Below are 10,881 nucleotides of genomic sequence, written 5' to 3' on the forward strand. Positions count from 1 at the left end.
GGTTTGGTCTCCTGTCAGTCTTCGCAGCGCGCGCGGATCACTTTCACGCCGCGCGCCTGGATCAGTTCGAACGCTTCATCGCTCAGGCGTTCGTCGGTAATCAGGGTCTGGACGCTGCTCCAGGGCAGCTCCAGGTTGGGAATGCGCCGGCCCAGCTTGTCGGCCTCGGCCATGACGATCACCTCGCGGGCGACCTCGGCCATGACCCGGCTCAGGCCCAGCAGTTCGTTGAAGGTCGTGGTGCCGCGCTCGATATCCAGCCCGGTAGCGCCGATGAACAGCTGATCGAAATCGTAGGAGCGCAGCACCTGTTCGGCCACCTGGCCCTGGAACGATTCGGAATGCGGGTCCCAGGTGCCGCCGGTCATCAGCAGCACCGGTTCGCGCTCCAGCTCACGCAGGGCATTGGCCACGCTCAGGGAATTGGTCATCACCACCAGGCCGGGCTTGCGGCCCAGCTCCGGAATCAGCGCGGCGGTCGTGCTGCCGCTGTCGATGATGATCCGCGCGTGCTCGCGGATGCAGGCGGCCGCCGCGCGGCCGATGGCCTGCTTGTAGCGCGACAGCGGCTGGCTCGGCTCGGCGATCAGCTCATGGGGCATCGGCACCGCGCCGCCGTAGCGGCGCAGTAGCAGGCCGTTGCCTTCCAGGGCGGCCAGGTCCTTGCGGATGGTCACCTCGGAGGTGGCGAAGCGGCGCGCGAGATCGTCCACGCTGACCTCGCCCTGTTCGGCGAGCAGCGCCAGGATGTCGTGGCGGCGTTGAGGCGTATTGCGTTTCGACATGAACGATTAAGTTTCGATTCGAAAGATAAGTGTGCGAATCAAAACCTATGTTGTTTCGTTCGTCAAGAATTTCCCGTCCGAACGGAACCGAGATTTCTGTAGGAGCGGACTCCGTCCGCGATGTTCACCGGCGGCGCCGAGGTTCGCGAGCAAGCTCGCTCCTACAAGAAAGGCAGTGTGCTCAGTCGACTTCGAGACGGTTACGCCCGCTGCGCTTGGCGCGGTACAGCGCCTGGTCGGCGCGCTCGAACACGGCTTCGGCGCGCTCGCCCTCGCGGAAGGCCGTGAGGCCCGCCGAGCAGGTGATGCTCAACCGTTCCCCCTTGAAGTGGAACGGGCAGGCTTCGATGGCGCCACGCAGCACGTCGAGCAGCTGCTGTCCGCCTTCCAGCGGCGTGGCGGGCAGCAGCACGACGAACTCCTCGCCGCCGAAGCGGGCGATGAAGTCGGTCTTGCGCACGCGCTTGGCCAGCTCGTTGGCGATGATCTTCAGCACCTTGTCACCGGCGAGGTGGCCGAAGTCGTCGTTGATGCGCTTGAAGTGATCGACGTCGAGCACCGCCAGCAGCAGGTCACCGCCGTAGCGTTCCCAGCGCGAGACTTCCAGCTCCAGCCGCTCGCTCAGCGCGGCGCGGTTGGGCAGGCCGGTCAGGGCATCGGTCATGGCCTTCTGGCGCTGGTCCTCGATGTTCGCCTGGAAGGTACGGGCTTCTTCTTCCATGCTGGCGACACGGGTCACCAGCGACTGGATGCGCTCGCTCACTTCGCGCTCACGGACTTCGCGCTCCTCGCGGAAGCGGTCCATGGTGCCGACCAGCCCCTGCAGGCGCGACTCGACGTTGCGCTTGAGGCCTTCCAGGTCGGTGGCCTCGAGCACGCTTTCCTTCAGGCCGCTGAACTGTTCGCGCAGGGTGTCATCCAGGTCGCGGGCGCTGGAGCTGGAGCCGCTGTGGTTATCCTGGACCGCCTGCAGGCCGTCAAGGAAGGCCGCCAGGCGCGCGTTGAGCTGGTGCAGGTAACCTTCGAACTCGCGCTGGCCGCTGTCGTTGAGCGACAGCACAAGGACGCCCAGGTCATCCAGCACCGGCACCAGTTCGTACCAGTTGAGGCTGCCATGGATGCGCGAGCGCAGTTCCTCGGCCTGGATCTGCTGGGCGGCCGGCAGGTGCATCTCGTCCAGCAGGCGCAGCAGGCTCGCCTCGATGTGCGGCGCCACGGCGCTGTAGCCGGGCTCCGGGCGCGGCGGCAGGGCGTAGGGGTCGCTGGCCTGGCGCGCTTCGTCCGGCGTGCCGAACAGGCCCGGCGGCACCGGCAGGCTGTCGAGCAGTTTGGAATCGTCGTAGGCGGCAGACGCCGCCGCGGGCGCCGGGACCATCACTTCCGCGACGGCGACGGCTTCGCGCGGCGCGGCCGGGGACGGTGCGGCGACAGGCTCTGGCGCCGGAGCCAAAGCCACGGCTTCGGCCCGTTCCACGGCAGGTTCGGCGACCGCTTCAACGACCATCGGCTCCGCAGGTGCAGGTGCAGGTGCAGGTGCAGGTGCAGCAGGTTGCGCTTCAATGGGCAGCGGCTCATCCACCCCGGCTTCGTCGGCGGGCGCTGCTTCTGCCATTGCAGCGGGCGCAGTGGGCGCCGGTTCCGGCGAGTCCGCGTCGTCGCTGTCCCGGCTGCCGAACAGCCGTTGCAGGAAGCCGGGGCGCTGCTCGCCGCCGCCGTTGCCGAAATGATCCAGCACCTGGCGTTGCAGGCGGCTCAGCTCGGCCAGCAGGGCCGGGAGTTCGCGGGAGGAACTGCCACGGCTGGGAATGTCCTTGGCCAGTCGCTTGAGCGGCTTGCGCAGGTCGCCCGGCATGTCCAGGGACAGCAGTTGCTGCGACAGCTGGCCCAGGGCGGCGATGTTCTGCTCGACGCGCTGCTGGCGGCGCTGCTCGGAGTCGAGCACGGCTTTTTCCAGCTGCGGAATCAGGCGCGACAGGCCGGCGTCCATCTCGTCGCGGCGCAGCACCTCGCGCAGCTCCTTCATGCACGCGTCGACCGCCTTGTCGCTGCCTTCGGCGGCGAGGCTGCTGCGCACCAGGCCGCGACGCAGCAGGTCGAGGCGGGCATCCCAGCGACGCTCGAGCTTCTCCTGCTGCTCGAGGTTGTCCAGGTATTTCTGTTTCCAGCGTTGGTCGTCGTCGCGACTCATTCAGGGTCCTCGCCGCGCAAGGCGAGCGACGAGGACGAACGCAGGGCATCCGGCAGGCGGATTTCCACGGCCACGGGCAGGTGGTCGGAAATCGGGTGCGGGAGGACACTGACGCGTTCCAGCGCCAGCTCGGAACTGAGCAGGATGTGGTCCAGGCAGCGCTGCGGGCGCCAGCTGGGGAAGGTGGCCTCGACCTGCGGGGCGATGAGCTGGAGGTCGCGCAGCGGCGAGCTTTCCAGCAGGTCGGTGGCATGGGTGTTCATGTCGCCCATCAGCACGTGGTGGCGGTAGTCCTGCAGCAGCTCGCGGATGTAGGCGAGCTGGCGGGTACGCGTCCGCGCGCCGAGGGCCAGGTGCATCATCACCACGGCCAGCGCGTCCTTGCCTTCGCCGAAGCGCATGAGGATCGCGCCGCGACCGGGCGGGCCGGGCAACGGGTGGTCTTCCAGGGCGGTGGGCTGCAGGCGGCTGAGCAGGCCGTTGCTGTGCTGGGCGATGCGCCCGAGATTGCGGTTGAGCTGCTGGTACCAGTAGGGGAAGGCACCGAGCTGCGCCAGGTGTTCGACCTGGTTGATGTTGCCGGAGCGGATACTGCCGCCGTCGGCTTCCTGCAGGGCGACCACGTCGTAGTCCAGCAGCAGATCGCCGATGCGCTGCAGGTTGCTGGCGCGCCCGGCGGCCGGCAGCAGGTGCTGCCAGCCGCGGGTCAGGTAGTGGCGGTACCTTTCGGTACTGATACCGACCTGGATGTTGAAGCTGAGCAGGCGGAGTCGGCCGTCGTCGGGCAGGCCGGCGGATGTGCCATGGGCGGCATTCACCCGCGGGATGCAGGCCCCCGCGACACGATCACGAGTCCGCCGGCGCAGCATCGTCGTCGGACCTTACTGGGCAGCCTTGGCGCTGGCGCGTTCCTTGGCGACCAGCTGGTCAGCCAGCTGCAGCGCCTCGTCCGGGCCACCGGCCGAGCCGATGTCGAAGCGGTACTTGCCATTGACCACCAGGGTCGGCACGCCACTGATCTGGTAGGCCATCGCCAGCTTCTTGGCCTTCTCGATCTGGCCCTTGATGGCGAAGGAGTTATAGGTGCTGAGGAACTTGTCCTTGTCCACGCCCTGTTCGGCGACGAAGTCAGCCATTTCTTCCGGAGTGGTCAGGGCTTTCGGGTTGTTGTGCAGCTTCTCGAAGATCGAGTGGTGCACCTTCTTCTCCACACCCATGGATTCCAGGGTCAGGAACAGCTGGCCGTGGATGTTCCACAAGCCGCCGAACATGGCCGGAATGCGCACGAAGTGAACGTCGGCCGGCAGCTTCTCGACCCACGGGTTGATGGTCGGTTCGAACGCGTAGCAGTGCGGGCAGCCGTACCAGAACAGCTCCACCACCTCGATCTTGCCGGGCTGGGAGACCGGGACGGCCTGGTTCAGCTCGGTGTAGTTCTTGCCAGCTTCGAAGTCGGCGGCGTTCGCGTTGACGGCGAACAGGCCGGCGAAGGCAAGAGCGGCGGTGAAAATCAGGTTACGCATGGTTCACTCCTTGGCTGAGCGGAACCGCCACGCTGCCGCGCGGCGGGATGAAGCGGTTTGACCAGAGGGGCCAGACACGGTTCCAGCATTGTAGTGGGGGCGGATGCAAAAAAGGGCGGCCTAAGCCACCCTTTTTTTCGAAGCAGTTTTTCGATCTGGCGTTTCCGCCACAAAGGCTGCTTAGTGCAGGCCTTCGATGTAGCTGGAGATCGCGGCGATGTCCTTGTTGGACAGCTTGCCGGCGATGCTGCGCATGATCATGGCGTCGCCGTCGTTGGTGCGCTCGCCTTCGCGGAAGGCGGTCAGCTGCTTGGCGGTGTAGGCCGCGTGCTGGCCACCCAGGTGCGGGAAACCGGCTTCGGCGTTGCCCTGGCCAGCCGGGTTGTGGCAACCGGTGCAGGCCGGCATGCCTTCGGCGAGCTTGCCGCCGCGGAACAGGGCTTCACCCTGGGCGACCAGCTTGGGATCGGCGGCGCCGACGCTGCCGTTCTGGCTGGAGAAGTAGGCGGCGATGTCGGCCAGGTCCTCGTCGCTGAGGTTGGTCAGCAGGCCGGTCATTTCCAGCACGGTGCGCTTGCCGTCCTTGATGTCGTGCATCTGCTTGAGCAGGTAACGCTCACCCTGCCCGGCCAGTTTCGGGAAGTTGGGCGCCATGCTGTTGCCATCGGCGCCGTGGCAGGCACCACAGACAGCAGCTTTCGCCTGACCGGCCTTGGCATCGCCAGCGGCGTTCGCCACACCGACAAGACCCAGGGTCAACAGCAGACTCACGATCAATTTGTTCATCAGCTAATCCAATAACGGCTAAGGGTGAAAGAGTAAGGCCTGGGAGTTACTTCGACATCCACTGGATAATTGTCTGGTAATCCTCGGCGCTGCAGTCGGTGCACAGGCCGCGAGGCGGCATCGCGTTGAAACCGTTGGTCACATGTTGCACCAGCGTGTCCATGCCCTTGTCCAGGCGTGGCTTCCAAGCGGCGGCGTCGCCCTTTTTCGGCGCCATTGGCAACTGACCATTGTGGCAGGCGCCACAGGCTCTGTTGAAAACGGCTTCCGGATCCTGGGCCGCCAGGGCACTGGATGCCAGCGCGGCAACGATGGCTGCGAACAGCAGTTTCTTCATGATTATCCTCATCGCAGGGAACATCCGCGTTCTTGATTGCGCGGACTCCAACGTTCCCGTGTGGCTCGACCCTGGGGGATAAAGCGCACACAAAATCCGCGGCATTATATACTTCAGATGCCCAAACGGAAACGAAACCGCCCCCCGCGACACCGCGTCGCACCCGCCGCGAAGTTACCCATGTCCTCGAATAACGCTACGAAAAACCCGATTCTCGGCCTCTGCCAACAGGCCACTTTCCTCATCTCGGCCGCCAAGGTGAACCAGTGCCCGGAAGATTCCGGCCTGGAAGTCGCCTTCGCCGGCCGCTCCAACGCGGGCAAGTCCAGCGCGCTGAATGCGCTGACCCACGCGAACCTGGCGCGGACCTCCAAGACCCCCGGCCGCACCCAGTTGCTGAACTTCTTCCGCCTGGATGACGAACGTCGCCTGGTCGACCTGCCCGGCTACGGCTACGCCAAGGTGCCGATCCCGCTGAAGCTGCACTGGCAGCAGCACCTGGAAGCTTATCTCTCCAGCCGCAATGCGCTAGCCGGCGTGGTGCTGATGATGGATATCCGCCACCCGCTGACCGATTTCGACCGCCTGATGCTCGACTGGGCGCAGGCCAGCCAGCTGCCGATCCACGTGCTGCTGACCAAGGCCGACAAGCTGGCCTACGGCGCGGCGAAGAACGCGCTGCTCAAGACCCGCAAGGAAATCCTCGACGGCTGGGGCGATGTCGCCACCCTGCAGCTGTTCTCGGCGCCCAAGCGCCAGGGCGTGGAAGAGGCGCAACTGGTCCTGGCCGGCTGGCTGGGGCTGCTGGACGAGGAAGAAGAGGAGGCCGGCGAGGAGGCCTGAGGCCAAATCGCAGGCAAAAAAAACCCCGAGCTTCGTATGGGGAGGGGGAAGTTCGGGGTTTAAGTCCGGACCGCTAGGGCGGGGTCCAGTAATCTGCCAACACTAAACACTGCAAAGGAGCATCGAAGGGCTTCACCAGCCATTCACGAGTTCTGACTCGGCTCCACGCGGGAAAGTTCAGCGGGTCACAAAAGTTTTTTTCAGGCCAGCCCGGAAGCGCTTGAACAATCGTGCCAGAAGGCCCGGCTGGCGGGCCTTGCGACCGTTCGTCCAGTCCTCAGTGCGCCTCGTCCCAGTTCGCCCCGACACCGGCTTCGACGACCAGCGGTACGTCCAGCTCCGCCGCGCCGCTCATTAGCGGCCGAATGCTATCACGGACCTGATCCACCAGGTCCTCGCGCACTTCCAGCACCAGTTCGTCGTGTACCTGGAGGATGACGCGGGCATCGATGCCGCTCGCCTGCAACCAGTTATCCACAGCCACCATGGCGCGTTTCATGATGTCCGCCGCGGTGCCCTGCATCGGTGCGTTGATCGCGGTGCGCTCGGCGGCCTTGCGCATGGCGCCGTTCTTCGAGGCGATTTCCGGCAGGTACAGGCGACGGCCAAAGAGGGTTTCGACGAAGCCCTGCTCGGCGGCCTGGGCGCGGGTGCGCTCCATGTAGGCCAGCACGCCCGGGTAGCGGGCGAAGTAGCGGTCGATGTAGGCCTGGGCCTCCTTGCGCTCGACGCCGATCTGCTTGGCCAGGCCGAAGGCGCTCATGCCGTAGATCAGGCCGAAGTTGATCGCCTTGGCGCTGCGGCGCTGGTCACCCGTCACCTCGTCCAGCGGTACGCCGAAGACTTCGGCGGCAGTGGCGCGGTGCACGTCGCGGTCGTGGCGGAAGGCGTCCAGCAGGCCCTCGTCCTTGGCCAGGTGGGCCATGATGCGCAGTTCGATCTGCGAATAGTCCGCCGCCAGCAGCTTGTAGCCCTTGGGCGCAACGAAGGCCTGGCGGATGCGCCGGCCCTCGGCGGTACGGATCGGGATGTTCTGCAGGTTCGGGTCGCTGGAGGACAGCCGACCAGTGGCCGCCACCGCCTGGTGGTAACTGGTGTGGATGCGCCCGGTGCGCGGGTTGATCTGCTCCGGCAGCTTGTCGGTGTAGGTGCTCTTGAGCTTGCTCAGGGAGCGGTACTGCATGATCACCTTGGGCAGCTCGTAATCCTGCTCGGCCAGCTCGGCGAGGACGTTCTCGGCGGTGGACGGCTGGCCGGTGGCGGTCTTCGACAGCACCGGCAGGCCGAGCTTTTCATACAGGATGGCGCCCAGCTGCTTGGGCGAGCCGAGGTTGAATTCCTCGCCCGCCAGCTCAAAGGCCTGGCGCTGCAACTCGACCATCTTCTCGCCCAGTTCGACGCTCTGCTTGCCCAGCAGGTTGGCGTCCACGAACGCGCCGTTGCGCTCGATGCGCGCCAGCACCGGCACCAGCGGCATCTCGATCTCGGTCAGTACCTTGGCCAGCGACGGGATGGCTTCCAGCTTCTGCCACAGCGTCTGGTGCAGGCGCAGGGTCACGTCGGCGTCTTCAGCCGCGTAGGGGCCGGCCTGTTCCAGGGCGATCTGGTCGAAGGTCAGCTGCTTGGCGCCCTTGCCGGCGATGTCCTCGAAGCGAATGGTGCTGTGACCGAGGTATTTCAGCGCCAGGCTGTCCATGTCGTGGCGGGTCGCGGTGGAGTCCAGCACGTAGGATTCGAGCATGGTGTCGTAGGCGATGCCCTGCACAGCGATGGGCGTCGAAGCGTTGGCCAGGACGTTCATGTCGTACTTGGCGTGCTGGCCAACCTTGCGCTTCTTCGGGTCTTCCAGCAGCGGCTTGAGGGCCTTGAGCACCGCGTCGCGGTCCAGCTGCGCCGGCACGCCCATATAACTGTGGGCCAGGGGCACGTAGGCGGCCTCGCCTTCCTTCACGGCAAAGGACACACCCACGACCTGCGCCTGCTGCGGGTCGAGGCTGGTGGTCTCGGTGTCGAAGGCGATCAGGTCGGCGGCTTCCAGCTTCTTCAGCCAGGCGTCGAACTGCGCTTGTTCCAGGACGATCTCGTAGAGCTTCTCTGCCGCCGCAGCCGGGGCCTCTTCCAGCGCCAGCCGGGGGGTTCCGGCCTTGGCCGCCTGGCGTTGCAGGTCGTCCAGCCCGGTCTTGAATTCCAGGGTGCGGTACAGCTCGGTCAGCGCCTCGCGGTCCGGCTCGCCGGGGTGCAGGGCATCGATCTCGATGTTCAGTTCGACATCGCACTTGATGGTGGCGAGCTGGTAGGACAGGTAGGCCATGTCCTTGTGCTCTTCGAGCTTGGCCGGCAGGCCCTTGGCGCCGCGGATGGGCAGTTCGGGCACCTTGTCCAGGCTGGCGTAGAGCACATCGAGGCCACCGCCGACACCCGTGAGCAGGCCGAGGGCGGTCTTCTCGCCGACACCGGGCACGCCGGGAATGTTGTCGACCTTGTCGCCCATCAGCGCCAGGTAATCGATGATCAGCTCAGGACCGACACCGAATTTCTCCTTAACGCCATCCACATCGAGCACGCTACCGGTCATGGTGTTGACCAGCGTAATGTGCCCGTCGACCAGCTGTGCCATGTCCTTGTCGCCGGTGGAGATCACCACCGCCCGGCCTCCGGCCGCGCTCTGCCGGGCCAGGGTACCGATCACGTCGTCCGCTTCCACGCCTTCCACGCAGAGCAGGGGCAGGCCGAGGGCGCGCACGGTGGCGTGCAGCGGCTCCACCTGCACCCGCAGCTCGTCCGGCATCGAGGGGCGATTGGCCTTGTATTCGGCAAACATCTCGTCGCGGAAGGTCCCGCCCTTGGCATCGAAGACCACCGCGAAGGGGCTGTCCGGGTACTGCTTGCGCAGGCTCTTGAGCATGTTCAGCACGCCCTTCACCGCACCCGTGGGCATGCCGGTGGAGGTCATCAGCGGCGGCAGGGCATGGAAAGCGCGATACAGATAGGACGAGCCGTCCACGAGGACGAGGGGTGCTTGGCTCATGAGGGGAATCAACCTTTTCAGAAGGGCTCGGGCTAAAATGTCCGTAGCCAATTCGACAAAGGGACAAGGTTATCATGCGTACGTTGAACCGCCTGTTGCTCGCCGCTCTGCTGGGTCTTGGCGCAACCACCGTGTTGGCGGCGGACGATGCCCCGACGCCGGAACCGGATGTGACCATCCGCCAGGAGGGCGACAAGACCATCCAGGAATACCGCGTGAACGGATTCCTCTACGCCATCAAGGTCGTGCCCAAGCACGGCAAGCCGTACTTCCTGGTGCGCCAGGACGGCAGCGACGGCAACTTCATCCGCTCGGACCAGCCCGACAAGCTGATTCCGCAGTGGCAGATCTTCAGCTGGTAAACCCTCCCCACCACGACGCTCCAGAGGATTGAGCATGTCGGTATTCACGCCTCTGGAACGTCCGGTCCTGGAAGACTTCCTTGCCCCCTACGGCCTCGGCCGCCTGCGGGACTTTCGTGGCATCGCCGAAGGATCGGAGAACAGCAACTTCTTCGTCAGCCTGGAACGGGGCGAATTCGTCCTGACCCTGGTGGAGCGCGGCCCGGTGCAGGAGATGCCGTTCTTCATCGAACTGCTCGACGTGCTGCACGAAGCCGACCTGCCGGTCCCCTACGCCCTGCGCACGAAAGACGGCGAGGCGCTGCGCCAGCTCGAAGGCAAGCCAGCGTTGCTGCAGCCGCGCCTGGCCGGGCGCCACGAACGCTCACCGAACAACCATCACTGTCAGGAGGTCGGCAACTTGCTGGCCCGCCTGCACCTGGCCACCCGCGAGCGGATCATCGAGCGCCCCAGCGACCGTGGCCTGAGCTGGATGCTGCACGAAGGCGAGGCGATGCAATCGCACCTGTCCGGCAACGCCGCGACCCTGCTGGGCGATGCCCTGGAGGAGATCGCCCGCCTGCTCGCCGAACAACCGGCACTGCCGCGCGCCAACCTGCATGCCGACCTGTTCCGCGACAATGTGCTGTTCGACGGCCCGCACCTGGCGGGAGTGATCGATTTCTACAACGCCAGTTCCGGCTGGATGCTCTACGACCTGGCGATCACCGTGAACGACTGGTGCTCCAGCGACGACGGCGCCCTCGACGGCCCGCGCGCGCGCGCACTGCTGGCAGCCTACGCGGCCAAGCGGCCGTTCACCGCACTCGAAGCCGAGCTGTGGCCGGAGATGTTGCGGGTGGCGTGCGTGCGCTTCTGGCTCTCGCGACTGATCGCCGCCGAGGCGTTCGCCGGGCAGGATGTGCTGATCCACGACCCGAGCGAGTTCGAACGGCGCCTGGCGCAGCGGCAGACGGTGGGGATTCATCTGCCGTTTGCGCTGTAGCTCATTCGGCCCAAGCGAACATCACCTGTAGGAGCGCGCCATGC

The 10,881-nt window shown here is 65.8% G+C and carries 10 protein-coding genes; 3 read left to right on the top strand and 7 right to left on the bottom strand.

The features are described from left to right. Positions 1–14: 14 nt before the first annotated feature. The 6 genes from UB43_RS17515 to UB43_RS17540 form a co-directional block, all read right to left on the bottom strand. Entirely contained in the window at positions 15–785 is a 771-nt protein-coding gene (locus UB43_RS17515; protein WP_045213398.1) for a DeoR/GlpR family DNA-binding transcription regulator, read from the bottom strand. A gap of 181 nt (positions 786–966) precedes the next feature. Further along, complete coding sequence (locus UB43_RS17520) at positions 967–2,973, bottom strand: GGDEF domain-containing protein (protein ID WP_045213399.1); 2,007 nt, start codon at positions 2,971–2,973, stop codon at positions 967–969. Then, the gene (locus UB43_RS17525; protein WP_045213401.1) at positions 2,970–3,842 is read right to left on the bottom strand and encodes an endonuclease/exonuclease/phosphatase family protein; all 873 of its coding nucleotides are present in this window, start codon (positions 3,840–3,842) and stop codon (positions 2,970–2,972) included. The genes UB43_RS17520 and UB43_RS17525 overlap by 4 nt, the downstream gene beginning before the upstream one ends. 12 nt (positions 3,843–3,854) lie before the next feature. Next, positions 3,855–4,496, bottom strand: a complete 642-nt coding sequence (locus UB43_RS17530) for a thiol:disulfide interchange protein DsbA/DsbL (protein WP_045213404.1) — start codon at positions 4,494–4,496, stop codon at positions 3,855–3,857. Positions 4,497–4,676: 180 nt separating this feature from the next. Further along, positions 4,677–5,282 (bottom strand): cytochrome c, encoded by a 606-nt coding sequence (locus UB43_RS17535; protein WP_045213406.1) that lies wholly within the window; start codon positions 5,280–5,282, stop codon positions 4,677–4,679. A gap of 46 nt (positions 5,283–5,328) precedes the next feature. Then, the gene (locus UB43_RS17540; RefSeq protein ID WP_017521244.1) at positions 5,329–5,619 is read right to left on the bottom strand and encodes a cytochrome c5 family protein; all 291 of its coding nucleotides are present in this window, start codon (positions 5,617–5,619) and stop codon (positions 5,329–5,331) included. Between the two features lie 180 nt (positions 5,620–5,799). Here UB43_RS17540 and yihA point away from each other — a divergent pair, with 180 nt between their 5' ends. Next, positions 5,800–6,462 carry a ribosome biogenesis GTP-binding protein YihA/YsxC gene (gene yihA, locus UB43_RS17545; protein WP_045213409.1) on the top strand — a complete coding sequence of 221 codons (663 nt, stop codon included), beginning with the start codon at positions 5,800–5,802 and terminating at the stop codon, positions 6,460–6,462. Between the two features lie 277 nt (positions 6,463–6,739). Here yihA and polA read toward each other — a convergent pair whose 3' ends face one another. Further along, entirely contained in the window at positions 6,740–9,490 is a 2,751-nt protein-coding gene (gene polA / locus UB43_RS17550) for a DNA polymerase I (RefSeq protein ID WP_045213411.1), read from the bottom strand. A gap of 74 nt (positions 9,491–9,564) precedes the next feature. Here polA and UB43_RS17555 point away from each other — a divergent pair, with 74 nt between their 5' ends. Then, positions 9,565–9,852, top strand: coding sequence for a DUF2782 domain-containing protein (locus UB43_RS17555; RefSeq protein ID WP_045213413.1), 288 nt, complete (start codon positions 9,565–9,567; stop codon positions 9,850–9,852). Between the two features lie 34 nt (positions 9,853–9,886). Continuing rightward, a complete protein-coding gene (locus UB43_RS17560) occupies positions 9,887–10,837 on the top strand; it encodes a homoserine kinase (protein WP_045213415.1) in 951 nt (316 codons plus the stop codon). Positions 10,838–10,881: the final 44 nt, after the last annotated feature.

The organism is Pseudomonas sp. 21 (genome assembly GCF_000955805.1).
Taxonomy (GTDB): Bacteria; Pseudomonadota; Gammaproteobacteria; order Pseudomonadales; family Pseudomonadaceae; genus Pseudomonas.